The organism is Burkholderia sp. AU18528 (assembly GCF_002223215.2).
Classification (GTDB): domain Bacteria; phylum Pseudomonadota; class Gammaproteobacteria; order Burkholderiales; family Burkholderiaceae; genus Burkholderia; species Burkholderia semiarida.
Genome location: NZ_NKFC02000007.1, coordinates 456,851 through 483,047, shown reverse-complemented (window position 1 = coordinate 483,047; position 26,197 = coordinate 456,851). Strand labels below are relative to the sequence as shown.

Below are 26,197 nucleotides of genomic sequence, written 5' to 3'. Positions count from 1 at the left end.
AAGTGTTCAGGGGCTGCCGATCACGAGCAGATTCACATTTGCGACGCTTCTGATGTACAGATAGCTTGTGCCGAGAACCGAGAGAACCTCATCTAGGTTGCCCGCTGCAGAAATTGCAGGCTGTACCACGATGAAACCCAGTCGAACTTCCATGTCCCTCGCCTTCTTTCGCAATACGTCTATTTCCTCGGGTGAGCCCTTGAGGATACGATCTCGCCCCTTGCTTTGGGATTTGCTATAACGATCTAACAGACGCTGGAACAACGCTGGCCCTCGTGTATGCCACTTCACTGACCGGCTTGCTTGGCCGGTCACGACGTATACGTCGTCAACCCGAGCGCCAGGCATTTGGCCAGACTTGCAATACTTGCAGTGATAGAGGTCAACCTCAATCCAGTGTTGCCGTACACGCACCGCAACCAGATCCGCGACCTCGCCAGCGCCATCGTCATCGAAAATGATGTCGTAGTCGTCTTCGATCTTGCTGAACGTATAGCCCTGTACGCTCGCAAGATCGCTTCGATCTGCCATAGATTCCCGACTGATATCGACCCCGTCCCATGACCAACTCCGCATCAGCTCTTGGGGTAATCGAACATTCAGGCTCGTTGGGGAGTAGATCCGGTAGTTGCCGATCACGATGGAGCCATCGACACTGAGTAGTCTCAGTCGATCACGGTCGAGGTACTCCGCAAGCGCACACTCTCTACTGCCGACTGTGAAGCGAGCACCTGGCGCGGAGTAGGAGTAAGAATCGCCGCGCAGATGGATCCTGATCTTCAATAGCTCCCGCTCCGACTCGCCCTCGCGTGCGGCGATCAACGGCACCGCAAGCGTTGTGGCCGCCTCGATGGATGGCGGCCCCAAGACCAGATCCGCTATTGCATAAGACTCCGACTCCACAGTGACCATACACTTCGTCTCCGTGTCGATAAACAGTTGATCTGGCCAGTCTGCGAAAAACAGTCCTTGTGGCCAAGCATCCTTGATCCTGTCGGAGCGAAGTACATTTTTCAGGATGTCTGTCGTATCGATGTTCTCATCGTTGATCTTGACGGCTACCTCGTCACACCAGCTGATCCACTCATCCACTGCAGTAGAGTCCATCTTCCACAGCTTTCCTTTGGCGGAACATCCCGCTGATGTTCGCTCGCCCTCGGAGTGCCCGACGGCGAAGATGTTGGACTTGGCCGACATTCCATTCTCTAGATCGGCCATGACCGTGTTTACATCATGGCCAACATGCATGGTAAAGCGAACCTCACGCCCCCCTCTGATCAGGCCAACGTTCTGCAGCTTCAGTAGATCGATGCCACTTAAAATCCGGAAGACTGCCTCATCTCGGATGCGAGAGGCCGAAGGCGCGATTAGCTTCACGAATCGCCCGAGCTGAATCTCGTCACCGGTGCAAGTAGCAAACAAAGTCCTGTCCGACGGCCTGTAGTACGCAAGATAAAGCTGCCAACTGGTTGTCATTACCGACGCGCTCCTCGCCCAGTCGACCGGGATGCTCTCCTTTGTGACAGCCATCACGATGCGCTCATCATCGCTGACTGACTCCAACTCCAGCGACTCGCCTCGACCGCGAAGCATGCTTACATTGGCACGTCGCCACCCGGATCGATCGACTCGGTAAGCGACGGCACTAGTGTGTGGCCGAGGATTGAGAGCTACGATCTTTTCGGCATCGTCATTGCCCTCAAACTTAGCCTCGAATTCCTGCCGCTCAACCTCCCGGCGGATCTTATTCTCGCTGACTTCGCGAATAACCATGCCCCAATCGGCGTCTGACTCGTAGAGCCCTTGCATCTCCCCCTCAATTCTTTGGTTGGCAATATTCGCAACAAACTTGGCGGGACCAAGCTTGGATGACACGCGAGTCAACCGTCCGATGAACTGAAGCGTCACCGCAGGGCTACGATGTTGGTCGTGAATCGCGGCCAGTTTCAGTTGAGGTAGATCGAAACCTTCCCCCAGCATGTTCACGCAGATTACGACCCGACTCCGACGTTCAAGGACTGTGTTCAACGTCTCACGGCGATCGCCAGTTCGACTATGCAGGAGCACCGGATTGAGTTCGGTTCCTTCCGAGAGACGCTCGTAGATGGCTGCAATAGTCTTGGCTTTCGCAATCGATGAACACCGGGCCATCAGGATATGGTCGAATCCCTCCGCAAGGTCCTTTTGCAGTAGCTCCAGCGCCTTCTCTGCAATGGCCTCATCCGCCAGTTCGTCGCGGTACTCGCGTACATGGTGAAATTCAATTTGTTGAAAGTAGCCATCTCGCTGGGCCTGCCGCAAGGTGTAGTTGAACACGATCTTGCTGCCCAAGCGTTGTTCATCGAGACGGAATGGCGTAGCCGTGAAATAAAGCATGGGTCTACCTTCGGCACCGGTCCGGATTCGATCCCAAGTTTCAGCCACTACATGATGAGCTTCATCGAATACGATGTGGGTATATAGCGCCAGAACGCTTTCTAATGTATTCGTATCCAGCGTGGCCAGTGTTGCCGGCGTTGCAACCGTCACGTTGGCGTTCTCAATTGCGGCTGTATCCAAGGCCCTCTCTGCTCCTTCGGCTACATGGACAGCCGGTGATTGCACGCTGTCCGACACAGCCCCGATGGTCCTGAGCGTCTGAAGCGACCGCAGCCTCTCGCTCATCTGCGTTCGCAGTGCGTCGGACGGAACCACCAACAGTGTTCGCTTGAACAACCCAGCTAAGACAAGAGCGAATATCGTATCCGTCTTGCCAGTTCCCGTGGGCATGACGACTGTTGCAGGTTTAGTGGGTTCCATGTCGAGATGTGATAGAACGGCAAGGACTGCCGCTCGCTGGGGTGGCCTGAATCCGCGCCCTTCATTAGCTTCGGTTGCGAGATCAAAGTTGATGCGGTTGTCGGCCCAGCTCCTGTAAATCTCATTCTTCCCATAAAAATCAACATCGACGTCCATTCCCTTGCTCCCCCGTTAAGCTTCATATGTTTGTATCACGCAACGACGTAAGCACATCTCGCAGCAGACTAAGCCGTTGCTAGTCGAGCATCCACTGTAGCGTAACGCGCCGACGGCAGATCAGTGCCTTTGGCACGAAACAGACTTTGCAAAGTGGGGGGATCGATCAGTGGCTCTTATCACCCAACGAAGATGCGGCTGATCGCGACGTCGAACGGATCAACCGAATTCACCGAAATCCATGCAAACTGTTACACGACTAAACATCGAGAATCTCGGACGGCCCCATCCTGTCGGCGAGTGCAACTCTTTCCCTCATATCGATCGTCGCAGCACTCTTCCATCCTGATCGGTATGTCATTCGATGTGAATATTCACTTACTCCATAGACCAAACACCAACGCGGTCATGGATTGCGCATACATCAAATATGCCGCATATGTCATCGAATCTTTTACTTTATTTCACCAATAGAGCGCACGGCACCGAAAAAGTCATTTTATTCAAAGACAACATATCGAGACCACGGACATCTTTTCTGAGAACCAATATCTGAACACCCCCAGCACCTCCGTACCGGCATTCGTCAATCCAACTGTACCGGTACTGTACAGAAAACCGTCGCTACACTGACTCCATCCCAGCCTAGAACTGAACGGAGAATCCGCGATGGAATTCCTCACCCTCAGCGCGCTGCCAGCCGGCATGCTGTTCGCGCTCGTCACGTCGATCACGCCCGGCCCCAATAACACGATGCTGCTCGCGTCCGGCGTCAACTTCGGGTTCCGCCGCACGATGCCGCACCTGTTCGGCATCAGCATCGGCGTCGCGATCCTGATGCTCTGCGTCGGCTTCGGTCTCGGCGAAGCGTTCCGTCGCGTGCCGGTCCTGTACACCGTCCTCGAAGCCGCGAGCGTCGCCTATCTGCTGTACCTCGCATGGCGCATCGGCACGTCGGGAGAAGTAAAGGCACACGGCGCCAAGCCGCGGCCGATGACGTTCATCGAAGCCGCCGCGTTCCAGTGGGTCAACCCGAAGGCGTGGATGATGGTGCTGACCGCCGCGACGACGGTCCGCCTGTCCGCCGACTACGGGATGAACGCCGCGTGGATGTCCGTCGTGTTCATCCTGATCGGCTTCCCGTGCATCTGCCTGTGGGCCGCGTTCGGCCAGGGCCTGCGCCGCTTCCTGTCGAATCCCCGCGCGCTGCGCGTCTTCAACGTGACGATGGCCGTGCTGCTGATCCTGTCGCTGTATCCGCTCGTCGCCCATCTGCTGCCGCAGTAAGCGCTCACAAGCGCCCGTTGAGCTTCACGTGAGGCAGGCGTACCCTTTCGATACGGGCGCGTGCAACCGCTTCGGCGGTTGCGCCGCTGCTCTGTATGGAGATTGCCGATGAAGCCAATGCTGAGAGCGGGCGAGCACATCGAAGGCATGCACTGGATCGCCGAGTATCATCCGCTCACGCACGATATCCGCGTGCTGCGCGAGAACATCGAAGTCGGCACTTACTGCGCGCCGCCGACGCTGTTCGGCGACGAGGAGGAAATGGGCGCCGCGAACCACGACGATCATCGCCGCCGGGAAGCCGCGTTGCGCGCGTATCTGCGCACCTTCGTCAAGGAACACGACGCGGAAGAGTAACGGTGCGCCGGCCGGAATGTCGACGGGCCGCGAACGCGGCCTGGTCTGCTGTCGTGCGTCGGTCGATCTGCTTGCAACTGCCCCGAATCCATCATCACTGGGCCGGCACAACGTACCGGCCCCCGGTCGCTCAGTGCCCGAGCGACTCGATCTTGCCTGCCGGCTGCGCCACGCCATGCGGCCGCGCCATCTGCTTGATCAGCAGCGCGACACACGCGAGCACGCCCGCGACGGCGATCGTCGCGAACACGCCCGCGAACGAGAAATGCCGACGCGTCAGCTCGGCGACGAGGAACGACCCCGCGATCCCGCCAAAGCGGCCGACGCCGAGCATCCACGCGACGCCCGTGCCGCGCCCTTCGGTCGGATAGAACGCGGCGGCCAGCGCCGGCATCGACGATTGCGCGGTGTTCATCAGCACGCCGGCCACGAACACCACCAGCACCAGCAGCCCGACGTTGCCGGCCGCCTGCCCGATCGCATACACGCTCACCGCCGTCAGCGCGTAGCACACGGCGATCACGCGGTTTGCGTTGAAGCGGTCCATCAGCACGCCGCACAGCACGGCACCCACGCCGCCGAGCGGGAACAGCGCCGAGATCAGCGTCGCGCTCTTCGGCGTCAGGCCGGCATCCTTCAGCAGGATCGGCATCCAGTTGATCGACGCGTAGAAGATCACGAGGCCCATGAAGTACGCGAGCCACAGCATCACCGAGCCGACGATGTACGAGCGCGACAACACGACGCCGAGGCCCTTGCCGCCGGTCTGCGGCGCGGCTTCGGTCAGCGCGAACGAGCCGGCGTTCAGCGCGTCGCGCGAGATGCGGGCGAGCGTGGCGCGGATCTTGTCGATGCCCTGGCCGCTCGCGACCATGAAGCGCACCGATTCCGGCATCTTCAGCAGCAACAGCACGCCGAGCAGCAGCGGCGTCACGCCGCCGAGCACCAGCACGCTGCGCCAGCCGAAATGCGGAATCATCCACGCGGCGAGGAAACCGCCGAACGCGGCGCCGAGCGGAAAGCCGCAGAACATCAGGTTGATCACGGTCGCGCGGCGCTTGTCCGGGCAGAATTCGCCCATCATCGTGACCGCGTTCGGCATCGCGGCGCCGAGCCCGACGCCGGTGATGAAGCGCAGGATGGTCAGGTGTCCGATCGTGTTCGAGAACGCGGACATCAGGCATGCGACGCCGAACAGGAACACCGAGCCGAGCAGCAGCGAGCGGCGGCCGAGCCGGTCGGACAGCGGGCCCGACACGAGCGCGCCGCACGCCAGGCCGAACAGCGCGGCGCTCAACACGGGCGCGAGATCGGGTTTGGTGAGGTTCCATTCGCCGAGCAGCGACGGTGCGATGAAGCCGATCGCGGCCGTATCGAAGCCGTCGAGCAGCACGATCACGAAACACATGAGGAACACGAGCCATTGAAAGCCGCCGAACGGCTGCTCGTTGATGAAGGTCTGGACATCGACCACGGGTGTGCGGTTCATCGCTTGTCTCCTTGTCGGCCGGTGTGGGCGCGTCAGCGCTCGAACCGGTCGCATCCAACATTGATATATATGCAACAAGCGCGGCCTCGTGGCCGCGCCTTTCCTTCGTTCACGCGCCGATTCGCTGCCGGTGCGCTCGTTGATCGTCACGGCTCGCCAGCATCAGCGGCCATGCGATCGGATCGCCGCCGGCACTCGGCCGGCCGTCTTGTGCGGCCCCGCCTAGGCGGCCCCATCCTGTTCTTTAAAGATCTTGTCCGCGAGATGGAACGCGGAATTCGCGGCCGGCACGCCGCAATAGATCGCGGTCTGCAGCAGCACTTCCTTGATCTCGTCGCGCGTCACGCCGTTGTTGCGCGCGGCGCGCAGGTGCAGCGCCAGTTCCTCGCCGCGGTTCAGCGCGACCATCATCGCGATGGTCAGCAGGCTGCGCGTATGGCGCGGCAGCCCGTCGCGGGTCCAGATCTCGCCCCACGCATAGCGCGTGATCAGGTTCTGGAATTCCTCCGTCACCTCCGTGCGGTTCTCGAGCGAGCGGTCGACGTGCGCATCGCCGAGCACCGCGCGGCGCACCTTCATCCCTGCTTCATAACGTTGCTGGTCGTCCATCGCAGAGCCTCACGCAGCCAGGAATTCGACGAGCGCACGGTTGAAACCGTCCGTGCACTCGATGTTCGAAATGTGCGCGGCGTCGAATTCGACGTGCCGCGCGCCGGGAATCGCGGCAGCCAGCGCGCGACCCTGGTCGGGCGGCGTCGACATGTCCTTGTCGCCGGTCACGACGAGCACCGGCAGCGCGATGCCTTTCACTGCCTCGCGCAGGTCGGCCGCGTTCAGCGCGTCGCAGTTCGCCGCATAGCCGTCCTTGTCGGTATGCACGAAGGTGTCGCGGATCGCGTCGAACAGGCGCGGCTCGCGCTCGACGAATGCGTCGGTGAACCAGCGCGGCAGCACGGCGCCGGCGAGCGCGGCCATCCCTTCGGCGCGCGCCTTCTGCGCACGCGGCACCCACACTTCCGGCGAGCCGATCTTGGCCGAGGTATTCGACAGCACCGCGCGCACGATGCGCGACGGGTAGCGCGCAGCGAGCGCGGCGCCCGTCAGCCCGCCCATCGAGATCCCGCAGAAATGCGCACGTTCGATGCCGACATGGTCGAGCAGGCCGATCACGTCGCCCGCCAGTTGCTCGATCGTGTACGAGCCGGCCGGCGCGTCGGAATGGCCGTGGCCGCGCGTGTCGTAGCGCAGGATGTTGAAGTGCTGCGTGAGCGGGCGGATCTGCGGCGCCCACATCTGCAGATCGGCGCCGAGCGAGTTCGAGAAAACGAGCCACGGCGCGTCGTCGCGCGCGGCACGGTCGATCCGGTAATGCAGTTTCACGCCGTTGACAGTGGCGAAAGGCATCAATGTTCTCCTGGTTGTTTCGCGCCCGCGTGCAGCGCGAGCACGGCGTCGACGTAGGCCTGCGCCTCGCCGACGTAATGTGCGGGATCGAGCAGCCGCGCGAGCGCGTCGCGCGACAGGTGGGCCGATACGGTTGCGTCGGCCGCGAGCACGTCGAACAGCGTCGCGCCGGTGCGCACCGCTTCCTTCGACGCATGTTCGACGACGTGGTGCGCATCGAGCCGGCCGATCTTGTCGCCGAGCGCGAGCATCACCGCTTCGCCGAGAATCAGCCCGTGCGTGAGGTCGAGGTTCGCGGCGAGGCGTTCGGTGTTGACGTCGAGGCCCGCGACGATCTGCGCGACCTGCGCGAGCGCGCCGCCCGTCAGGCGGGCGAGATCGGGCAACGCGTCCCATTCGGCCTGCCAGCCGCCGAGCGCGCGCTCGTGCTCCTGCACCATCCCCGCGAACACGGTCGCAACGAGGTTCGGCGCACGCACGGCAGCCGTCAGCACGGCCGCGCAGCCGACCGGGTTGCGCTTGTGCGGCATCGTCGACGAGCCGCCCTTGCCGGCGGCCGCCGGTTCGCCGAGCTCGCCCACTTCGATCTGCATCTGCAGCGACACGTCGCGCGCGATCTTGCCGAGCGTGCCGTTCAGCATGCCGAAGCACGCCGCGGCTTCCGCGATGCGGTCGCGCTGCGTATGCCACGGCACGGCCGGCAGCGCGAGATTCAGGTCGGACGCGAGTGCGGCGCTCACGCCGGCCGCATGCTCGCGCAGGCTCGCGAGCGTGCCGGCCGCGCCGCCGAACTGCAGCACGAGCAAACGCTCGCGCAACTCGGCGAAACGCGTGCGATGGCGCAGCAGCGCGTCGAGCCACTGCGCGAATTTGAGGCCGAGCGTGATCGGCAGCGCCTGCTGCAGCCACGTGCGGCCGATCATCGGCGTCGCGCGATGCGTGCGCGCGAGCGCCGCGAGCGACGCACAGGCTTCGTCGAGCATCGGCTCGAGCACGTCGAGCGTGTCGCGCAACTGCAGCACGGTCGCGGTATCGATGATGTCCTGGCTCGTCGCGCCCCAGTGCACGAACTTCGCGGCCTCGGGGTCGTCGGCCTTCACTTGCGCGGTGAGCTGCTTGACGAGCGGAATCGCAAGATTGCCGCCGAGCGCCGCACCGTGCGCGAGCGCGTCGGCGTCGAGCCGGCCGGCATCGCACGCGCGTTCGATCGGGGCAACCGCGGTAGCGGGAATCACCTGCTGCGCGGCGAGCGCGCGCGCGAGCGCGGCCTCGACGTCGAGCATGCGCTGGATCGTCGCGCGGGGCGACCAGATCCGGTTGAGCGGCTCGGTGCCGCAGATCAGGGAGGTCAGGCGGGCGCTGTCTTCGAGCATGGCATCAAGATGGGGAAACGGCGTGCGCCTATTGTCTACCCAAGCGTGCCGGCGTGCGCTCGAATGCGCGCACCGGCACGCTTGCCGTTCAGGCGGCGGCCTTCTGCGTCGCGTCGATCAGCGGCACGCCGGTCAGCTTCTGCAGCTCGTCGAACGACAGGTCGGTGAAGATCTCGCTCACCGCGAGGCCGTCGGCCGTCACGTCGAGCACGGCCAGATCCGTATAGATGCGGCTCACGCATTGCACGCCGGTGACGGGATACGAGCACTGCGCGACGATCTTGCTCTCGCCCTGCTTCGTCAGGTGCTCCATCATCACGAACACCTGCTTCGCGCCGATCGCGAGGTCCATCGCGCCGCCCACGGCCGGAATCGCGTCGGGCGCGCCCGTATGCCAGTTCGCGAGGTCGCCGTTCGCCGATACCTGGAATGCGCCGAGCACGCAGTAGTCGAGATGGCCGCCGCGCATCATCGCGAACGAATCCGAGTGGTGGAAATACGCGCCGCCGGTGAGCAGCGTCACGTGCTGCTTGCCGGCGTTGATCAGTTCGTCGTCTTCCTCGCCGGGCGCGGGCGCCGGGCCCATGCCGAGCAGGCCGTTCTCGCTGTGCAGGAAGATCTCCTTGCTCGGGTCGAGGTGGTTCGCCACCAGCGTCGGCACGCCGATGCCGAGGTTCACGTACGCGCCTTCGGGGATATCCTGGGCGACGCGCTTGGCCATTTCATCGCGGGTCAGTCGTTTCATGTCGGTTTCCTGTCGACCGGAGTTGGCGCTTCAGCGCTTACTCCGGTCCCATACAAAGTTCCAGGCGGGTCAGGCGGCTTGCGATGCAGCGTGTTCGGCGGCCAGCTCGGCCGCGTGCGCGGCCTGCGGCACCTCGACGACGCGCTGGACGAAAATGCCCGGCGTCACGATGTGTTCCGGGTTCAGCGCGCCGAGCGGCACGACTTCCGACACCTGGACGATCGCGACCTTCGCGGCGCTGGCCATGATCGGCCCGAAATTGCGCGCGGTCTTGCGATAGACGAGATTGCCCCAGCGGTCGCCCTTGTACGCTTTCACCAGCGCGAAATCGGCGTGAATCGGCGTCTCGAACACGTACGGCTTGCCGTCGATCACGCGCGTTTCCTTGCCTTCCGCGAGCTTGGTGCCGTAGCCCGTCGGCGTGAAGAAACCGCCGATGCCGGCGCCCGCCGCGCGAATGCGCTCGGCGAGGTTGCCTTGCGGCACGAGCTCCAGCTCGATCTCGCCCGCGCGGTACAGCGCGTCGAACACCTGCGAGTCGCTCTGGCGCGGGAACGAACAGATGATCTTGCGCACCTTTTTCGCCTTCAGCAGCGCCGCGAGGCCCGTCTCGCCATTGCCCGCGTTGTTGTTGACGATCGTCAGGTCGCGCGCGCCCTGTTCGATCAGCGCGTCGATCAGCTCCGACGGCATGCCGGCCGTGCCGAAACCGCCGATCATGATTGTCGCGCCATCGTGGACGTCGGCGACCGCCGACTGAAGCGATTCGAAAATCTTGTTGACCATGTCTCTTCCTGATGCGAACCCGCGGCTCGTGCGCGGCCTGTCGAGGGGACACGCGCGTGCCGCGTGCCGCGCCGGAGGCCTTCGTCGACCCTCGGCATTTGTTCGCTAATCGAACCTAGATTCGATTAGCGAACGATGAGCCGATCATAGGGGCGCGCACAGCGCATTGTCAAGGCGGGTTCCCTCGGGGGCCGTCGCGTCTTCGAACGGCAGGCCGACGTAGTTTTCGGCGAGCGACTGCGCGGCGGCTCGCGAGCGCGTCACGTATTTCAGCTCGGCAAACTTCAGGCGATTGACGAACGGCGAATCGTCCGGCGACGCGTGCAACATGTTCGTCATGAAGTACGAGAAGTGCTCGGCGCGCCACACGCGTTCGAGGCAGGTCGCCGAATAGCGCTCGAGCGGCGTCGCGTCGCCCGTCCGGTAGCGCGCGCCCAGCGCGCGGGACAGCGCGCGGACGTCGGCCACCGCGAGATTCATGCCCTTCGCGCCGGTCGGCGGCACGATGTGCGCGGCGTCGCCGGCGAGGAACAGACGCCCGTGCTGCATCGTCTCCGACACGAAGCTGCGCATCGGCGTCACGCTCTTCTGCGTGATCCGGCCCTCGGTCGGCGTCCAGCCGGTGTCGTTCGAGAAGCGCGTGTGCAGCTCGTCCCAGATGCGCGCGTCGGACCATTGAGCGAGATCCTCGTCGGGCTTGCACTGCAGGTACAGGCGCGTGACCGTCGGCGAGCGCATCGAGAACAGCGCGAAACCGTTGTCGTGATGTGCGTAGACGAGCTCGTCGAGCGACGGCGCCGCGTCGGCGAGGATGCCGAGCCACGCGAACGGATAGACGCGCTCGAACGTCTTCAGCCGCTCGGCGGGAATCGTCTGGCGCGCGATGCCGTGGAAGCCGTCGCAGCCGGCGATGTAATCGCAGTCGATGCGGTCCGCACGGCCGTCCGCGTGCTTGAACGTGACGAACGGGTGCTCGCTTTCGACATCGTGCAGCGCGACGTCGCTGACTTCGAAATGCATCTGATGGCCGTGTTCGACACCGGCCGCGATCAGGTCGCGCACGACTTCGTGCTGGCTGTAGACGGTGATCGCACGCCCGCCGGTCAGTTCGGACAGGTCGATGCGGTGCCGCTGGCCGTCGAACAGGAGCTCGATGCCGTGATGTTCGAGCCCTTCGCGGCGCATCCGGTCGCCGAGGCCGGCTTCGTTCAGCGTGTCGACCGTGCCCTGCTCCAGCACGCCGGCGCGGATGCGGTTCTCGCAGTATTCGCGCGAACGCGCTTCGACGAGGATCGAATCGACGCCTTGCAGGCGCAGCAGATGGGAAAGCAGAAGGCCGGACGGACCGGCGCCGATGATCGCGACTTGGGTGCGCATTGTTCGTCTCCAGAACATTGGTTCGAGTAATGAAACACATTTCAGCGCTTTCCCGACTATGCGGCAACGCGATTCAGGAGATATGTTGTATACGTTCTGGAGATACCGGCCCGGCGATGGATGCGCTCGATCTGAACCTGATTCCCTACCTCGTCGCCCTCGACGACGCTCGCAACGTGAGCCGCGCGGGCGACCTGCTCGGCGTGAGCCAGCCACGCGTGAGCACGGCGCTCGGCCGGCTGCGCGAGTACTTCGGCGATCCGCTGTTCGTGCGCACGTCGCGCGGGATGGAGCCGACGCCGCGCGCGCTCGCGTTGCTGCCGGCCGCCCGCGACGCGCTCGCGCAGATCGAGCGCGGCCTCGTCGCGCCGCACGATTTCGATCCGGCCGCGAGCACGCATACGTTCTCGATCGCGCTGTCGGACGTCGGCGAGATCGTGTTCCTGCCGAAGCTGCTGCAGGCGTTCGCGACGCATGCGCCGCACGCGAACCTGCGTTCGGTCTCGCTCGCGCACGACGAAGTCGGACGCGGCCTCGAGGCCGGGTCGATCGATCTCGCGGTCGGCTACTTCCCCGATCTCGACGGCAACAACTTCTTCCAGCAGCGGCTGTTCACGCACCGGTTCGTCTGCCTGATGCGACGCGGCCATCCGTTCGAGCAGACGCCGCCGTTCACGGTCGACCAGTTCCTCGCGTGCGGACACGCGGTGGTGCGCGCCGAAGGCCGCAGCCAGGAGGTGCTCGAGAAATATCTGGCGAAGCAGCGCATGCAGCGCCGCGCGGTGCTCGAGACGCCGCACTTCATGAGCCTGCCGTTCATCCTGAGCCGCACCGACCTGATCGCGACGGTGCCGCATGCGATCGGCTATGCGTATGCAGCCGAGCACGCGTTCATCGTGCCGGTCGAGCCGCCGCTCGCGCTGCCGCGCTTCGACCTGAAGCAGCACTGGCACCGCAAGTACCACAACGACCCGCGCACCGCGTGGCTGCGCGGCGTCGTCGCGACGCTGTTCAACGACGAGCAGGACGAATGGCCGAAGTGAAGAAGCACGCGCGGCGGCCCGCACGCACGGCCGGCAAAAGCATGAAACAATGCCCGGATATCGGCCGCCGCAGGCGGCCTTCGATGGAGCCACTAGATGGGTAAGGGAAAGAAATCCGCGCAGCCCGAGGCGGTCGCCTCCCGGCCGAGCCGTGAAGAAGCCGAAGACGCCGTGCGCGTGCTGTTGCGCTGGGCCGGCGACGATCCCGCGCGCGAAGGCCTGCTCGACACGCCCGCACGCGTCGTGCGCGCATACGAGCAGTTCTTCGCCGGCTATGCGCTGGAGCCGCGCGACATCCTCGCGCGCACGTTCAGCGAGGTCGACGGCTACGACGAAATGATCGTGCTGAAGGACATCCGCTTCGAGAGCTACTGCGAGCATCACATGGTGCCGATCATCGGCCGCGCGCACGTCGCGTATCTGCCGAACCATCGCGTCGTCGGCATCTCCAAGCTCGCGCGCCTCGTCGACGCATTCGCGAAGCGCCTGCAGATCCAGGAAAAGATGACCGTGCAGATCGCCGACACGCTGTTCGACGTGCTGCAGCCGAAGGGCGTCGGCGTGATCCTCGAAGCCGCGCACCAGTGCATCTCGACGCGCGGCGTGCACAAGCCGGGCGTCGAGATGGTCACGTCGCGCATGCTGGGCACGTTCCGCACCGATCCGTCGACGCGTCGCGAATTCCTGTCGATCGTCGCGAATCCTTCCTCGGTCAACCTGACGAATACCTGATGGAGCAGACGAAGCAAACGGCGCACGCGCCCGTCGTGCTCGTGACCGGCGCCGCGCGCCGGGCCGGGCGCGCGTTCGCCGAGTATTTCGCCGCGCACGGCTATCGCACCGCGGTGCACTACGACCGTTCGGCCGATGCCGCGCAGGCCGCCGCCCGCGCGATTGCCGAACGCGGGCACGATTCGGCGGCGCTGCAGGCCGACCTGTCCGATGCCGCGCAGATCACCGCGCTGATCGACCAGGTCTACGCGCGCTTCGGGCGTCTCGACGTGCTGGTCAACAACGCGTCGGTGTTCTGGCAGGACCATTTCCCGAGCTTCGATCTCGCGGCGTTCGACCAGGCATGGGCCGTCAATTGCCGCGCGCCGATCCTGCTCACGCGCGCGTTCTACGAGCGAGCCCGCGCGGCCGGCACGCAGGGCGTCGTCGTGAACGTGGTCGACCAGAAGATCAAGGAAAACTTCCACCGCGACCATTTCAGCTACACGGTCGCGAAGGCCGCGCTCGGCAACCTGACGCAGATGCTCGCGCTGTCGTCCGCGCCGGTGCTGCGCGTGAATGCGGTATTCCCGGGGCTGATGCTGCCGAGCGATGACCAGACGCAAGCCGACTTCGAACACGCGAGCCGCGCCTCGACACCGCTCGCGCGCATCGCGGGCCCCGACGACGTCGCAAGCGCGATCCTACTGCTGACGGGCAATGCGTACAACGGCGTGGATTTCGTCGTCGATGCGGGCCAGAACCTGATCCGCGTCGACCAGGACGTGCTGTACAAGCACCGCTCGCCGGACGGCAAGCACTGACGCATGCGGCGCGCGCCGGGGAACCGGGCGCGCCGCCCGCCGCGTTACGGCTTCTCGGCGCTCCCGCCTTCGCGGACCTTGCCCTGCGCGACGCTCGTGCCGGGCGGCACGCTGTGCGTGAGCCACACGTTGCCGCCGATCACCGAGCCGCGCCCGATCGTCACGCGGCCGAGAATCGTCGCGCCCGCATAGATCACCACGTCGTCCTCGACGATCGGATGCCGTGCATTGCCCTTCACCAGCGCGCCTTCGCCATCGGCGGGGAAACTCTTCGCGCCGAGCGTGACGGCCTGGTACACGCGCACGCGCTCGCCGATGATCGCGGTTTCGCCGATCACGACACCGGTGCCGTGGTCGATGAAGAAGCTCGGGCCGATCTGCGCACCCGGATGGATGTCGATACCGGTGGCCGAATGCGCGATTTCATTGATGAACCGCGCGAGCAACGGCACACCGAGTTGGTGCAGCGCGTGCGCGAGCCGATGGTGCATCATCGCGAACACGCCGGGGTAGCACAGCAGGATCTCGGTGATGTGCTGCGCGGCCGGATCGCCCGCGTACGCGGCCTGGATGTCGCTGACGAGCAGCGCGCGGATCGCCGGCAACTGCCGGCCGAATTCGCGCGCGATCTCGAACGCGCGTTCGTCGAGCTCGGCGAACGGCGTATCGACGTGCTCGGGCAGGAACGGCAACGCGCGGCGGATCTGCTCGGACAGGATGCGAAGCGTGCTTTCGAGCGTATGGCCGACGTAGTAGTCGACGCTTTCGTCGGTCAGGTCGGGCGCGCCGTAGTGCGTCGGAAACATCGACGCGCGCAGGCCGGTCACAATCTTGCAGATTGCATCGCGCGACGGCAGTTCGCGGATGCCACGCGGATGGCGCGTGCGATGGAGTTCCTCGCGCGATTCGCGCAAGCCGGCGACGATTTCTTCGAGGCCCCATTGACGGGCGGCTGATGTCGACATAGGCCAAAGCGGGCAGCCGCGCTCGGTCGAGCGGCCGCTAATAAAGTGACGGGTTCCGCAAGATTACCGCGTTTTTTGTCCGCGAGCGGCACCCCGGGGATCGGCCGGACGGCCGACGCCGTACGCGCGCGACGGCATCACATCGAGATGCTGCTCGCGTCGATCCAGCGCACGGCCCAGTCGCGCGCGTGCGCGATCGCGTCGCCTTCGTCGTTGAACTGGAGCTCGATCGGGAAAAAACGGTTCGCCACGAGTTCCCCGTCGCTCGATCGGGAGATCACGACGTAGGGCTTGAACGAACCGTCACTGGCGCGTGCGGGCGCGCAATTCAACAGATAACCGCGGTGCGTGAAGGCAGTAGTCGCTTGCATGAGTCCGCCACCTCTAGTCCCTTGCTTTGTTGTTCGCTACCCGTCTTTGAGGGTGCTGCGGCGCCCCGGCGCGGGCAGAGGCGGCGAGACTTCATCCCCTGTCGCCGCTTCGCAGGAAAAGAATCATACTCTGTAGAAAACGCGTCTTCTAGCTGAAATAAATCATGACAAATCAGTGCGCGCCGCGCGACCGCGGCGATCGCCCGCGCGCCTTTTCCCGTCGTGCCCGGAACGGGATTTGCTTCGATCCGGAGCGTGTCGCCGCCAGGAGAGCCGCGATGGAATCATCCGCTCAAACAGGCCGTGCGCATCCGCGCAGCATCGAACTCGACAACGACGCCACCCACGACAGCACGGTCGATACCGACGGCAAGAACCGCGAAGCCGCGCGCGTCGCCGGGGCCGGGCCGATCTCGCCCGACCAGGTCACGCGCAGCAATGCGTCGCTCGTCAATGCGATGCCGGAAGCCGGCGACGGCCTCGCCGGTTTCGACAGCCGCCCCGACGGCAACCATCCGGCGTTCGCGTTGCGCGCCGGCTACGTGGTGATCGAGAAAGGCTTCGACACGCCGCCCGCGGGCGACGCGCCGTTCGGTCCCGTGCACCGGATGTACGGCAGCGCGTACTGGCCCGGCCACGGCCGCCGGCCGGAGCGTGTCATCGAGCTGACGGCCGTGCCGAAATAGCCGGCGCGGCGTTTGAATCGATCGTTCGTTTGGGAATCGCCGTCGGCCGCCGACGGCGATCGACGGCGGTGCATTGGCGCGTGCGACCGGACCGCACGTCGATACTCGCTCGCACGATGCCGAAGTGAACGATGCCGCGCATTGGCATCGGACTTCGCAATTCATGCATGCCGCGCATCGCATCGACGCACATGCATTGACCGAAGTCATGGCGCCCCGACGCGATTGCGATTGAATGGCGATACGTGCGGCGCATCGGCGTGATCGCCGTGCCGGGTCGATGCGCGCGCATGCGTTTTCGCCAATGAGGCGGCCACCGCATGTCCGTTCACGAGCTGAACAGGGGCAGCGCGGCACGCGCGGACACCTCGCTGCACGATCGTGCCCGTTGGTTTACTCTGCCTCGCAGCATCGCGCATTGCCCGGCCCGACCGGCCATCCGGCCGACTTCGTTCCAACCCGCCACTCGGAGACACTATGTACAAGCGTATTCTGGTTGCCGTCGACGGCAGCGACACGTCCCGCCACGCGTTCGACGCCGCGCTGGCGCTCGCGAAAGCGCACGGCGCGGAGCTGCAGCCGTTCTACGTCGTCGAGAACGCCGCGATCTACTACAACGTGCCCGGCTACGATCCGTCCGTGCTGCGCGATCAGCTCGTCGCACAGGGCAACGCGCTCGCGCAGGATTTCGCGAAGCGGATGCAGGCCGCCGGCGTGAAAGGCGAAACGCGGCTGAACGAAGCGACGTCGCTCAACGACGTATCGTCGCTGATCCTCGACGGCGCGAAAGCGTTCGGCGCCGATCTGCTCGTGCTCGGCACGCACGGCCGCCGCGGCTTCCGCCGCCTCGTGCTCGGCAGCATCGCCGAACAATGCGTGCGCCACGCGACGCTGCCCGTGCTGCTGATCCCGGCCGCCGCCAACGCGGATGAGCCGGCTGCGTGAGCGGCGTTCGGCACGCGCGGCCGGTCGCGACGTTTTGTCACCCGACAGCGGCAACTTGCGGTGGGACAATGATTTCGTCGATTCAACGCCGGAGTAAACGATCATGCTGACGCCCGTCGCCACCCGCCCCGCCGCCACGGCCCATACCGGTAGCTGGGCTCCCCGCCAGGCCGCACACTGCTCGTCGTGCGCGATGCGGCACCTCTGCATGCCGCAGGGCCTGGCGCCCGAAGCGCTCAGCCGCCTCGAGTCGGTCATCTGCGCGGCTCGCCCGGTCAAGCGCGGCGAAGCGCTGTTTCGCGAAGGCGACGCATTCGACAACCTGTACGCGGTGCGCTCGGGTTCGCTGAAAACCGTCGCGACGCGCCACGACGGCCGCGAACAGGTCACGGGCCTGCACCTCGCCGGCGAAGCGCTCGGCCTCGACGGCATCTGCGACGATACGCACCCGCGCACCGCGGTCGCGCTGGAAGACAGCTCGGTGTGCGTGATTCCGTACAGCGCGCTCAAGGCGCTGTGCTCGGAAGCCGGCTCGATGCAGTTGCGCATGCACAAGCTGATGAGCGAACAGATCGTGCGCGAAACGTCGCAAACGATGCTGCTCGGTTCGCTGAACGCCGAGGAGCGCGTCGCCGCTTTCCTGCTCGACGTCTCGTCGCGCTACCTGAAGCGTGGCTACTCGCCGTCGGAATTCAACCTGCGGATGACGCGCGAGGACATCGGCAGCTATCTCGGCATGACGCTCGAAACGGTCAGCCGCACGCTGTCGAAATTCCAGAAGCGCGGCCTGATCGAAATGCAGGGCCGCCACGTGCAGATCGTCGACTTCGACGGCCTGCAGCACGTCTGACGCCGCACGGCGCGCGCAGGCACCACGCGCGCCGCCTGCGTGACGCCCTGACGCCGCCGGTCAATCGAGAAACAGCGCGGCACGCGCCTTCAGCGCCGCGCTGAAATCGTCGAGCCAGCCGATCGACAGACGCCAGCTCTGCCAGTACAGATCGATGTCGATGGTTCGCCCGCGCGACATGTCGATCAACTCGCCCGCCGCCAGTTGGCGGTCGACCATCCGGTCGGGGCACATCCCCCATCCCAATCCCGTTTCGCACGCGCGCAGGTAACCCGCGACGTGCGGTATCCAGTGCTGCGGCGGATCGAGATCCGCGCGCGTCACGCGCCGGATGAAACGCGCCTGCAACCCGTCCTTCGGATTGAACATCACGCACGGCGCGCGGCGCAGCGCATCGCGCGTGATCCCCGCGTCGAAATAACGTGCGTAAAACGCCGGCGAGCACACCGCGCGATAGCGGATCCGCCCGAGCCGCTCCGACCGGCACCCCTGGATCGGCTCGGCCTGTGCGGTCACCGCCCCCTGCACGCTGCCGTCGCGAATGCGCGACGCCGTGTAATCCTGATCGTCGATCACGAGGTCGAGCAGCGTCTCGCGCGCCGTGCAGAACGGCCCGACCGCGTCGATGAACCACGTCGCGACGCTGTCGTCGTTGACGGCCACGCGCAACGTCGGCCACGCGCTCGCGATCTGGCCCGGCAATGCCGGCATCCGGCCGCCCAGTTCGGCTTCCAGCAACTGCACGCGTTCGGTATGCCGGCACAGCAGCGCGCCCGACGTGGTCGCGACACACGGCTGCCCGCGCTTGACGAGCACGCTGCCGACCCGCTCCTCCAGCAGCTTCACGCGCTGCGACACGGCCGACGGCGTGACGTTCAGCTCCTTGGCCGCCCGCTCGAACGAGCCGTGCCGGATCACGGCCGCGAGGGCATCGAGCAACGCGTAGTCGAGCATTAGATTTCCTTAATCCGCATTAGGTGATTTAGCTTCTCTTATTTCCGTGCTGATCGCAGACTACCGCTACCCGATTCGTTCGTCCACTGCTTCCACGGCTTTCCCCCCCAATCATGAACTGGCTCGCTTTTTCCCACGGCGCCGCACTGTGCGCGTCGCTCATCGTCACCATCGGCGCGCAGAACGCGTTCGTGCTGCGCCAGGGCATCATGCGCTCGCACGTCGGCAAGATCGTGCTGCTGTGCGCGGTGTCCGACATGATCCTGATCGGCGCGGGCGTCGGCGGCGCATCGGCGCTCGTCGAGCGCTATCCGACCTTCGTTCATGCGGTGCTGTACGTCGGCCTCGCGTACCTTGCGTGGTTCGGCATCAACGCGCTGCGCCGGGCGTTCAAGCCGGGCCACGACACGCTCGACGTGCGCGGCGACGCGGTCGCGCCGCCGCCGCAGGGCGCGCTCGCGATCGTGCTGATGACGCTCGCGTTCACGTGGCTCAACCCGCACGTGTATCTCGACACGTTCCTGCTGATCGGCACGGCCGGCGCGCGCGAGCCGGAAGGCGCGCGGCTCGCGTTCGCGATCGGCGCGATGACGGTCAGCGTCGTGTGGTTCCTCGGGCTCGGCTATGGTGCGCGATTGCTGGCGCCGTGGTTCCGCAAGGCGGTCGCGTGGCGCGTGCTGGATGGCGCGATCGGCGGCATGGTGCTGTTTCTCGCGGCCGTGCAGTTGCGCTGACCGAACCGTCCCGCGCACGGGCGGCGGTCTGCCGCCCGTCTTCCCCCCCTCCGCTGCAATACCGGGGCAGTCAGCCTCCTTCCGTCGCGCACCCCGTCGCAAAAAATTCGCTCCCGATCGAACGCAGCCGCACGGAGCGCTCACGTAGCGGACACGGTATCCGCCATCTGCCGCAAACCGTCCACCATCGCGGCGGCGCGCCGCCTGCACGAATCGAAGCGATCGGCGAGAATGTCCGGTGTCCCGCGACCACGGCGGAACCGCACCGCGCACCCTGCCGTCCCGCCGCGATCGCCTCGACCCATCCCGCAGTTCAATCCCGTTACCCGCAGTTATCGGAGAGGAACATGGCACATCGCACCCTCGGCACGTCCAGCATCCAGGTTTCGCCGCTCGCGTTCGGCGGCAACGTCTTCGGCTGGACCGTCGATGAAAACGCATCGTTCGCGCTGCTCGACGCGCTCGCCGACACCGGCATCAACTTCATCGACACGGCCGACGTCTATTCGGCGTGGGTTCCCGGCAACCACGGCGGCGAATCGGAAACGATCATCGGCAAGTGGCTGAAGCGCTCCGGCAAGCGCGAGCAGGTCGTGATCGCGACCAAGGTCGGCATGCTCGGCGCGCGTGCCGGGCTGTCGAAAGACAACATCCTGAAGGCCGCCGACGATTCGCTGCGCCGCCTGCAGACCGACTACATCGACCTGTATTTCTCGCACCGCGATCTCGCCGACACGGCCCCGCTCGAAGAAACGCTCGGCGCGTATCAAACGCTGATCGAAGCGGGCAAGGTGCGCATCATCGGCGCGTCGAACTACAGCGGCGCACGCCTGCGCGAAGCCGCCGCCATCAGCGCGCGCGACGGGCTGCCCGTGTATCAGGTCATCCAGCCGGAATACAACCTGCTCAACCGCGCCGACTACGAACGCGATCTCGAGCCGGTCGTGCGCGACCTGAAGCTCGGCGTCGTCAACTACTACGCGCTCGCGAGCGGGTTCCTGTCGGGCAAGTATCGCAGCGAGGCCGACCTGAAGAAGAGCGTGCGCGGCGATCGCGTCGCCGGCTATCTGAACGAACGCGGCCTGCGCATCCTCGCGGCGCTCGACGCCGTGTCGGCGAAGCACGGCACGCAGCCGGCCGCGATCGCGCTCGCATGGCAGATCGCGCGGCCGACGATCACCGCGCCGATCGCGAGCGCGACGTCGCTCGAGCAGCTCGAACTGCTCGGCGAAGCGATCCGCGTCACGCTCGACCAGGACGACATCCGCCAGATCGACGAAGCCAGCGCGCCGTGAGTCCGTGGCGGCGGCAGGCAGACCGGGAAAACGGCGTTGCGGTTCTGCGGCCTGCCTGCGATGCGCGCGGGATGGATACAATGGCGGACATCCGATGGCCGCGCAGCTCGATCGGGATTCTTCGCGCCGAATCCACGTCGCATAAAAAACCACCGATGATCCACCTCGCCCGCCGCTCCCGGCATGCCCGTCCGCTCGCCGCAACGATTGCCGCGCTGCTCGCCTGCGCACCGGCCGTGTCGTTCGCGGGCTGGTACGAAATCGCGAACTACACCGGCACAATCGGCAACGCGCCGGTGCACGTGTCGCTGCAGACCTACGACACCCTCAACCGCAACGACGCGGGCCGCTGGCGCGTCGACGGCAGCTACTACTACGACACGCATCGCAAGCCGATCCCGCTGCGGGGCCAGCGCGAGTCCGACGGCCGCCTGACGCTGTGCGAAGCCTCGTCGCCCGCGTCTAACGCCGACTCGCCGGTCGTGCCGGCCGCGTCGCCGTCACGGCCGAAGCCCTGCCCGATCGTGCTGAACGTCGTCGGCAAAACGGCGACCGGCACGTGGGACGACGGCCGCAACGCGCTGCCGATCACGCTGAGCCAAGGCGGGCGGCTGAACGACACCGACGACCGGCACCCGCAGCTCGACGGCAGCGTCGATATCCCGATGTGGTATCGCACCAAGACGCACATGCTGGTCGGCGTCTACGCGCTGTCCGACAAGTGCGGCGTGGCGATGCAGTCGCTGCGGGCCGTGAACATCGCGACGGGCCGCGTCGATCGCACGATCGCGCTCGACTGCGACGCAGGCATGGTGATGACGTCGATCTACGCGAACGTCGCCGACGCACAGCGGCCGGGCCACGTGAGCGTCGAGTTCCGCGGCGGCAAGATGGGCTACACAGAGGACGTGCCGCTCGGGTTGCCGTCGTCTTCATCGAAGTCGAAGTAAGCCGGCAACGCCTGCCCCAAAGCCGCATACGCGTCTTGACTCGCACGGCCGCTTTCGTTGACCTGGACGGACATCGGCCACGCAACCGCCCGCCGCGCCCCGCTGCAAGCGCATTACGCGCGTGCCCCGGGTCTTTCACGGATTGACCGCGGCGTTCGGCGTGCCCGAGACTGCCCCGCTCGGGCCGTCATCGGGAGAACGTCATGCCGGACACCAGCACGGAGATCGCCACGATCTCGACGCGCGCCGTACGCGGCGCCGAGCGCGTCGACTTCTGGGTCGACCATGTCGCGCGCACGCTCGTGCGGATCGAATGCAGCGGAAGGTCGTCCGAGGGGATCGACGCGTCGCTGCGCAGACGCGATCTCGGGCTGTTCCGCGCATGCGACATCGTCGCGAACCGGCACGCGGTCGTGCGCACGCCGCACAACATCCACGCGGACCAGCGCGACGCCGTCTTCATCTGCCTGATGCACGAGGGGCACGGCTATACGTTCCAGGACGTCGACTGCATGCAGCACGGGCCCGGCGACCTCGTGCTGTACGACACGTCGATGCCGTACGGTCACGGCTTTCCCGCCGACATGGCGATGACCGTGCTCGACGTGCCGCGCGACGTGTTCGAGGCGCGCGTCGGCCCGTGGCGCTATCGCAGCCTCGTCAAGATCGACCGCGGCGACGGCGTCGCGTCGTGGGCCGTGCGGCAGGTGTATGCGCTGCTCGCCGCGCCGCCGGAGCCGACGCCCGACGCGCGCGAACGGCGCGCCGCCGCAATCCTCGATCTCGTGCAGTCGATGCTGCGGCTGCACGACGGCGACGCGTCGCCGACGAAGTCGACGGTCCACACGCTGTCGCGCGCGAAGGCGTTCATCGACAGCCATCTTGCCGACGACGACCTCGACAGCCGGTCGGTCAGCCGCGCGATCAACCTGTCGCCGCGCCAGCTCGCGCGCGTCTTCGAGATCGAGGGGATGCCGCTCACGCGCTACATCCTCGCGCGGCGGCTCGAACGCTGCCGCGCCGACCTGCGCGACCGGTCGCTGAGGCACCTGACGGTCAGCGAGATCGCGTTCCGCTGGGGCTTCAACAACAGCGCGCACTTCAGCCGCAGCTATCGCGCGCGGTTCGGCGAGACACCGAGCGACACACGCGCGCCGGCCGCGGCGTGCTAGGGTCCGTTCACGCCAATAACGGGCTTGCGTTGGCCCGTTTCCCGCTCACACCGCCGCTTGTTGCGATGTCCCGGCGAGGCAAGCACGGCGTCCGCCTCGGGCAAATGGGGCCGCAACCTGCTCGCTAAGCTGACTTCGTGCGCGGCGGCACTCGTTCCGCCGCCCGACAGCCAGGAGAAGAAGCGGGATGGAGACGTACGACCACATCGTCGTCGGCGGCGGTTCGGCCGGCTGCACGGTTGCGCACCGGCTGGTGAAGGCCGGCCGGCGCGTGTTGCTGCTCGAGGACGGCCCGAAGGACGACAGCCTGTTCATCCGGATTCCGGCGACGTTCATCCGCGTGCTCGGCACGCAACGCACGGTCACGTTCGAGAGCGAGCCGCAGCCGGGCGCGGCGGGACGCAAGACCTACGTGCCGCAGGGCCGCACGCTCGGCGGCGGCAGCTCGGTCAACGCGATGCTGTACGTGCGCGGCACGCGCGACGACTACGACGACTGGGCCGCGCTCGGCTGCACCGGGTGGGGATGGGACGACGTGCTGCCCGTGTTCAAGCGCGCCGAATCGCATCTGCGGCTCTCGGAGCCGTACCACGGCACCGACGGGCCGTTGAAGGTCGGCGACACGCGCTTTCGGCATCCGCTGAGCCTCGCGTTCGTGAAGGCCGCGCAGGAAGCCGGCATCGCGTACAACGACGACTTCAACGGCGCCGCGCAGCATGGCGTCGGCTTCTATCACACGACGATCTTCGACGGGCAGCGCGGCAGCACCGCGGCCACCTACCTGGCCGACGCGATCGCCGATCCGAACCTTCGCGTGCTGACAGGCTGCCGCGTGACGCGCATCCGGTTCGACGGCCGCCGCGTGAGCGGCGTCGAATGGTGCACCGCGAGCGGCGCGACGGGATCGGCCGCCGCGCGCGCCGACGTCGTGCTCGCGGCCGGTGCACTGAGCACGCCGAAGCTGCTGATGCTGTCGGGCATCGGCCCCGGCGCGCACCTGCACGCGCACGGCATCGACGTGCTGCACGACAGCCGCGACGTCGGCGCGCACTACCAGGATCACCTCGAGGTATCGATCTACGGCCGCAGCGATGCGCCCATCAGCCTGCTGGGCGAGGATCGCGGGTGGCGGGCGTTGCGGCACGGGCTGCAATGGCTGATGTGCCGCACGGGCCTGCTGACGTCGAACGTCGTCGAATCGGGCGCGTTCGTCGACACCACCGGCAGCGGCCGCCCGGACATCCAGTTCCACGTGCTGCCGACGCTCGTCGGCGACGTCGACCGCGAACCGCTGCCCGGCCACGGCCTGTCGATCAACCCGTGCCTGCTCCGCCCACGCTCGCGCGGCTCCGTTCGGCTGCGCGGCAACGATCCGGCCGCGCCGATCCAGTTCGACAGCGGTGCGCTGTCGGATCCGGCCGACGTCGACGGCCTCGTGCGCGGCGTCGCGCTCGCGCGGCGGATCCTCCGCGCGCCGTCGCTCGCGCGCATCGTCCGCGAAGCCGAGCCGCTGACCGATGCCGCACTCGCCGACTACGTGCGGCGTCGCGCGAAAACCGTCTATCACCCGGCCGGTACGTGCCGCATGGGCAGCGACGCGTACGCGGTCGTCACGCCGCGTCTCGCGGTGCGGGGCGTCGACGGATTGCGAATCTGCGATGCCTCGGTGATGCCGCGCATCGTGTCCGGCAACACGAACGCGCCGACGATCATGATCGCGGAGCGCTGCGCCGAGTTCATGCTGACAGCGTGACGCGATGCGCGTGCGCTGCACCCCACCGCGCCGAAAACGAAAGCGGCGCGTGATGCACGCGCGGCCGCCGAATCATCCGCAAGCCGGCGTCACCCCACGGCCTCACGCGCCGCATCGCGCAGCGCCATCGGCGACGCGCCGTAGCGCTCGCGGATCGCGCGGCTGAAGTGCGCCTGGCTCGAGAACCCCCAGCGAAACGCGATCTCGCCGACGCTCGTCTTGCGTAGCCGCGCATCCGTCAGCTCGCGATGCGCGTGCGACAGCCGCTCCGACCAGATGTGCTGCGTGATCGACTCGCCTTCGGCCGCGAAGAGGCGACCCAGATGCCGCAGCGACAGCCCGACCGCATCGGCGACGGCTTGCGGCGCAAGCTCCGGCTCGCCGAGATGCGTCGCGATGTACTGCTTTGCGGTCAGCAGGTACGACAGCGACGCGCGCGATGCGCCCGCGCCGTTCACTTCGGTGTCGATGAGTTCCGCGACCAGCGTGCGCGCATGCTCGGCGAACCGCGCGGCGTCGCGCTCGATGGGCGCCTTCATGAACCGCTCGACGCTCGTGCGCAACGTCGCGCCGAGCATCGCGCCCGCACCCGGCTTCGGCGCGATCCGCAGCGGCAGCGCGGCCAGCTCCGCATCGAGGCGGTCGTCGAACGTCGTGATCGGGATATCGATCAGCAGCTGCCGCATCGGCGTCAGGAATCCGAATAGATAGGGCACGCGCGTGTCGTAGACGACGACATCGCCGGCTTCCGCGAGCAGGCAGCGGTCGCGCTGGATGAAATACGCGCGCCCGCTGACGATCTGGCACGCGAACAGCGACTCCTTCGGCAACTGGCGCACCAGCGCGGGGCCGCGCTCGATCACGTGATCCTGCCCGCTGATGTCCGCGATGCCGAGGCCCGGCAGCGCGATGTCGGTCTTCTCGACTTCGAGCCCGGCCGGCGACAGCGACGAGCAGCGCAGGCCGACCAGCGTCGCCGCGTTGAACGCATCCCAGTACGCCATCCTGTCGCGCGCCGGCACGTCGGCCGTCGAGCCTCGCGTGCATGAAAGAACGGTCGAATTCGTCACGTCGCCTCCTGCTGGCGCCAGTCGTGCGGAGCGGCACCGATCGGGGAATGGTTCGTCTGGATCTTGGTGCGATGCAATGTCCGGCGCGATCAAGCAATTCG

The 26,197-nt window shown here is 66.1% G+C and carries 25 protein-coding genes; 13 read left to right on the top strand and 12 right to left on the bottom strand.

Annotation, left to right across the window (positions count from 1 at the left end):
- Positions 1–6: 6 nt before the first annotated feature.
- Complete coding sequence (locus CFB52_RS28950) at positions 7–2,955, bottom strand: DEAD/DEAH box helicase (protein ID WP_099318149.1); 2,949 nt, start codon at positions 2,953–2,955, stop codon at positions 7–9.
- A gap of 669 nt (positions 2,956–3,624) precedes the next feature.
- On the opposite strand from CFB52_RS28950, the gene CFB52_RS28945 reads away from it, so the two are divergent.
- Positions 3,625–4,242: a LysE family translocator gene (locus CFB52_RS28945; RefSeq protein WP_059581272.1), complete on the top strand. Its 618-nt coding sequence runs from the start codon at positions 3,625–3,627 to the stop codon at positions 4,240–4,242.
- A 108-nt stretch (positions 4,243–4,350) separates the two neighbouring features.
- On the top strand, positions 4,351–4,599 hold the full coding sequence (locus tag CFB52_RS28940) for a hypothetical protein (protein ID WP_060317524.1): 249 nt from the start codon (positions 4,351–4,353) through the stop codon (positions 4,597–4,599).
- 130 nt (positions 4,600–4,729) lie between these two features.
- On the opposite strand, the gene CFB52_RS28935 is transcribed toward CFB52_RS28940, so the two are convergent.
- From CFB52_RS28935 to pobA, 7 genes are all read right to left on the bottom strand, one after another.
- Positions 4,730–6,088, bottom strand: a complete 1,359-nt coding sequence (locus tag CFB52_RS28935; RefSeq protein WP_060968130.1) for an MFS transporter — start codon at positions 6,086–6,088, stop codon at positions 4,730–4,732.
- A gap of 222 nt (positions 6,089–6,310) precedes the next feature.
- On the bottom strand, positions 6,311–6,697 hold the full coding sequence (gene pcaC, locus CFB52_RS28930) for a 4-carboxymuconolactone decarboxylase (RefSeq protein ID WP_059581279.1): 387 nt from the start codon (positions 6,695–6,697) through the stop codon (positions 6,311–6,313).
- Positions 6,698–6,706: 9 nt separating this feature from the next.
- The gene (gene pcaD, locus CFB52_RS28925) at positions 6,707–7,492 is read right to left on the bottom strand and encodes a 3-oxoadipate enol-lactonase (protein WP_099318148.1); all 786 of its coding nucleotides are present in this window, start codon (positions 7,490–7,492) and stop codon (positions 6,707–6,709) included.
- The gene (locus CFB52_RS28920) at positions 7,492–8,865 is read right to left on the bottom strand and encodes a 3-carboxy-cis,cis-muconate cycloisomerase (protein ID WP_099318147.1); all 1,374 of its coding nucleotides are present in this window, start codon (positions 8,863–8,865) and stop codon (positions 7,492–7,494) included. The genes pcaD and CFB52_RS28920 overlap by 1 nt, the downstream gene beginning before the upstream one ends.
- 88 nt (positions 8,866–8,953) lie before the next feature.
- A complete protein-coding gene (locus tag CFB52_RS28915) occupies positions 8,954–9,610 on the bottom strand; it encodes a CoA transferase subunit B (RefSeq protein WP_006482308.1) in 657 nt (218 codons plus the stop codon).
- Positions 9,611–9,679: 69 nt separating this feature from the next.
- The gene (locus tag CFB52_RS28910) at positions 9,680–10,396 is read right to left on the bottom strand and encodes a 3-oxoacid CoA-transferase subunit A (RefSeq protein ID WP_034205770.1); all 717 of its coding nucleotides are present in this window, start codon (positions 10,394–10,396) and stop codon (positions 9,680–9,682) included.
- 144 nt (positions 10,397–10,540) lie between these two features.
- Positions 10,541–11,773 carry a 4-hydroxybenzoate 3-monooxygenase gene (gene pobA, locus CFB52_RS28905; protein WP_060968134.1) on the bottom strand — a complete coding sequence of 411 codons (1,233 nt, stop codon included), beginning with the start codon at positions 11,771–11,773 and terminating at the stop codon, positions 10,541–10,543.
- Positions 11,774–11,889: 116 nt separating this feature from the next.
- On the opposite strand from pobA, the gene CFB52_RS28900 reads away from it, so the two are divergent.
- The 3 genes from CFB52_RS28900 (at position 11,890) to CFB52_RS28890 (ending at position 14,351) form a co-directional block, all read left to right on the top strand.
- Entirely contained in the window at positions 11,890–12,816 is a 927-nt protein-coding gene (locus CFB52_RS28900) for a LysR family transcriptional regulator (protein ID WP_099318146.1), read from the top strand.
- A 96-nt stretch (positions 12,817–12,912) separates the two neighbouring features.
- On the top strand, positions 12,913–13,548 hold the full coding sequence (folE, locus tag CFB52_RS28895) for a GTP cyclohydrolase I FolE (RefSeq protein ID WP_059645050.1): 636 nt from the start codon (positions 12,913–12,915) through the stop codon (positions 13,546–13,548).
- Positions 13,548–14,351, top strand: a complete 804-nt coding sequence (locus CFB52_RS28890) for an SDR family oxidoreductase (protein ID WP_034203083.1) — start codon at positions 13,548–13,550, stop codon at positions 14,349–14,351. The genes folE and CFB52_RS28890 overlap by 1 nt, the downstream gene beginning before the upstream one ends.
- 44 nt (positions 14,352–14,395) lie before the next feature.
- Here the strand turns inward: CFB52_RS28890 and epsC are convergent, their stop codons facing one another.
- Together epsC and CFB52_RS28880 are read right to left on the bottom strand one after the other, a co-directional pair.
- Positions 14,396–15,316 (bottom strand): serine O-acetyltransferase EpsC, encoded by a 921-nt coding sequence (gene epsC, locus CFB52_RS28885; protein WP_059581299.1) that lies wholly within the window; start codon positions 15,314–15,316, stop codon positions 14,396–14,398.
- A 137-nt stretch (positions 15,317–15,453) separates the two neighbouring features.
- Entirely contained in the window at positions 15,454–15,687 is a 234-nt protein-coding gene (locus tag CFB52_RS28880; protein WP_006480138.1) for a hypothetical protein, read from the bottom strand.
- Positions 15,688–15,965: 278 nt separating this feature from the next.
- Between CFB52_RS28880 and CFB52_RS28875 the strand changes: the two genes are divergently transcribed.
- The 3 genes from CFB52_RS28875 (at position 15,966) to fnr (ending at position 18,168) form a co-directional block, all read left to right on the top strand.
- On the top strand, positions 15,966–16,373 hold the full coding sequence (locus tag CFB52_RS28875) for a DUF3005 domain-containing protein (protein WP_059581302.1): 408 nt from the start codon (positions 15,966–15,968) through the stop codon (positions 16,371–16,373).
- A 477-nt stretch (positions 16,374–16,850) separates the two neighbouring features.
- A complete protein-coding gene (locus CFB52_RS28870; RefSeq protein WP_059581304.1) occupies positions 16,851–17,318 on the top strand; it encodes a universal stress protein in 468 nt (155 codons plus the stop codon).
- A gap of 103 nt (positions 17,319–17,421) precedes the next feature.
- Positions 17,422–18,168 (top strand): fumarate/nitrate reduction transcriptional regulator Fnr, encoded by a 747-nt coding sequence (fnr, locus tag CFB52_RS28865; protein WP_059581308.1) that lies wholly within the window; start codon positions 17,422–17,424, stop codon positions 18,166–18,168.
- A gap of 60 nt (positions 18,169–18,228) precedes the next feature.
- On the opposite strand, the gene CFB52_RS28860 is transcribed toward fnr, so the two are convergent.
- Complete coding sequence (locus tag CFB52_RS28860; protein ID WP_059581311.1) at positions 18,229–19,122, bottom strand: LysR family transcriptional regulator ArgP; 894 nt, start codon at positions 19,120–19,122, stop codon at positions 18,229–18,231.
- A gap of 113 nt (positions 19,123–19,235) precedes the next feature.
- Here CFB52_RS28860 and CFB52_RS28855 point away from each other — a divergent pair, with 113 nt between their 5' ends.
- The 5 genes from CFB52_RS28855 (at position 19,236) to CFB52_RS28835 (ending at position 25,026) form a co-directional block, all read left to right on the top strand.
- The gene (locus CFB52_RS28855; protein WP_059581314.1) at positions 19,236–19,856 is read left to right on the top strand and encodes a LysE/ArgO family amino acid transporter; all 621 of its coding nucleotides are present in this window, start codon (positions 19,236–19,238) and stop codon (positions 19,854–19,856) included.
- A gap of 347 nt (positions 19,857–20,203) precedes the next feature.
- Positions 20,204–21,151 carry an aldo/keto reductase gene (locus CFB52_RS28850; RefSeq protein WP_099318145.1) on the top strand — a complete coding sequence of 316 codons (948 nt, stop codon included), beginning with the start codon at positions 20,204–20,206 and terminating at the stop codon, positions 21,149–21,151.
- A gap of 155 nt (positions 21,152–21,306) precedes the next feature.
- Positions 21,307–22,101 (top strand): hypothetical protein, encoded by a 795-nt coding sequence (locus CFB52_RS28845; protein WP_059581320.1) that lies wholly within the window; start codon positions 21,307–21,309, stop codon positions 22,099–22,101.
- Positions 22,102–22,304: 203 nt separating this feature from the next.
- Positions 22,305–23,273: a helix-turn-helix domain-containing protein gene (locus tag CFB52_RS28840; protein ID WP_060011764.1), complete on the top strand. Its 969-nt coding sequence runs from the start codon at positions 22,305–22,307 to the stop codon at positions 23,271–23,273.
- A gap of 187 nt (positions 23,274–23,460) precedes the next feature.
- The gene (locus CFB52_RS28835) at positions 23,461–25,026 is read left to right on the top strand and encodes a GMC family oxidoreductase (RefSeq protein ID WP_099318144.1); all 1,566 of its coding nucleotides are present in this window, start codon (positions 23,461–23,463) and stop codon (positions 25,024–25,026) included.
- 89 nt (positions 25,027–25,115) lie between these two features.
- Here CFB52_RS28835 and CFB52_RS28830 read toward each other — a convergent pair whose 3' ends face one another.
- On the bottom strand, positions 25,116–26,096 hold the full coding sequence (locus CFB52_RS28830) for a helix-turn-helix domain-containing protein (RefSeq protein WP_059581328.1): 981 nt from the start codon (positions 26,094–26,096) through the stop codon (positions 25,116–25,118).
- Positions 26,097–26,197 lie beyond the last annotated feature (101 nt).

Bases quoted from the DNA above. Each gene is read 5' to 3' on its own strand.
- CFB52_RS28950 (WP_099318149.1), bottom strand. From the start codon at position 2,955: ATGGACGTCGATGTTGATTTTTATGGGAAGAATGAGATTTACAGGAGC.
- CFB52_RS28945 (WP_059581272.1), top strand. From the start codon at position 3,625: ATGGAATTCCTCACCCTCAGCGCGCTGCCAGCCGGCATGCTGTTCGCG.
- CFB52_RS28940 (WP_060317524.1), top strand. From the start codon at position 4,351: ATGAAGCCAATGCTGAGAGCGGGCGAGCACATCGAAGGCATGCACTGG.
- CFB52_RS28935 (WP_060968130.1), bottom strand. From the start codon at position 6,088: ATGAACCGCACACCCGTGGTCGATGTCCAGACCTTCATCAACGAGCAG.
- pcaC (WP_059581279.1), bottom strand. From the start codon at position 6,697: ATGGACGACCAGCAACGTTATGAAGCAGGGATGAAGGTGCGCCGCGCG.
- pcaD (WP_099318148.1), bottom strand. From the start codon at position 7,492: ATGCCTTTCGCCACTGTCAACGGCGTGAAACTGCATTACCGGATCGAC.
- CFB52_RS28920 (WP_099318147.1), bottom strand. From the start codon at position 8,865: ATGCTCGAAGACAGCGCCCGCCTGACCTCCCTGATCTGCGGCACCGAG.
- CFB52_RS28915 (WP_006482308.1), bottom strand. From the start codon at position 9,610: ATGAAACGACTGACCCGCGATGAAATGGCCAAGCGCGTCGCCCAGGAT.
- CFB52_RS28910 (WP_034205770.1), bottom strand. From the start codon at position 10,396: ATGGTCAACAAGATTTTCGAATCGCTTCAGTCGGCGGTCGCCGACGTC.
- pobA (WP_060968134.1), bottom strand. From the start codon at position 11,773: ATGCGCACCCAAGTCGCGATCATCGGCGCCGGTCCGTCCGGCCTTCTG.
- CFB52_RS28900 (WP_099318146.1), top strand. From the start codon at position 11,890: ATGGATGCGCTCGATCTGAACCTGATTCCCTACCTCGTCGCCCTCGAC.
- folE (WP_059645050.1), top strand. From the start codon at position 12,913: ATGGGTAAGGGAAAGAAATCCGCGCAGCCCGAGGCGGTCGCCTCCCGG.
- CFB52_RS28890 (WP_034203083.1), top strand. From the start codon at position 13,548: ATGGAGCAGACGAAGCAAACGGCGCACGCGCCCGTCGTGCTCGTGACC.
- epsC (WP_059581299.1), bottom strand. From the start codon at position 15,316: ATGTCGACATCAGCCGCCCGTCAATGGGGCCTCGAAGAAATCGTCGCC.
- CFB52_RS28880 (WP_006480138.1), bottom strand. From the start codon at position 15,687: ATGCAAGCGACTACTGCCTTCACGCACCGCGGTTATCTGTTGAATTGC.
- CFB52_RS28875 (WP_059581302.1), top strand. From the start codon at position 15,966: ATGGAATCATCCGCTCAAACAGGCCGTGCGCATCCGCGCAGCATCGAA.
- CFB52_RS28870 (WP_059581304.1), top strand. From the start codon at position 16,851: ATGTACAAGCGTATTCTGGTTGCCGTCGACGGCAGCGACACGTCCCGC.
- fnr (WP_059581308.1), top strand. From the start codon at position 17,422: ATGCTGACGCCCGTCGCCACCCGCCCCGCCGCCACGGCCCATACCGGT.
- CFB52_RS28860 (WP_059581311.1), bottom strand. From the start codon at position 19,122: ATGCTCGACTACGCGTTGCTCGATGCCCTCGCGGCCGTGATCCGGCAC.
- CFB52_RS28855 (WP_059581314.1), top strand. From the start codon at position 19,236: ATGAACTGGCTCGCTTTTTCCCACGGCGCCGCACTGTGCGCGTCGCTC.
- CFB52_RS28850 (WP_099318145.1), top strand. From the start codon at position 20,204: ATGGCACATCGCACCCTCGGCACGTCCAGCATCCAGGTTTCGCCGCTC.
- CFB52_RS28845 (WP_059581320.1), top strand. From the start codon at position 21,307: ATGATCCACCTCGCCCGCCGCTCCCGGCATGCCCGTCCGCTCGCCGCA.
- CFB52_RS28840 (WP_060011764.1), top strand. From the start codon at position 22,305: ATGCCGGACACCAGCACGGAGATCGCCACGATCTCGACGCGCGCCGTA.
- CFB52_RS28835 (WP_099318144.1), top strand. From the start codon at position 23,461: ATGGAGACGTACGACCACATCGTCGTCGGCGGCGGTTCGGCCGGCTGC.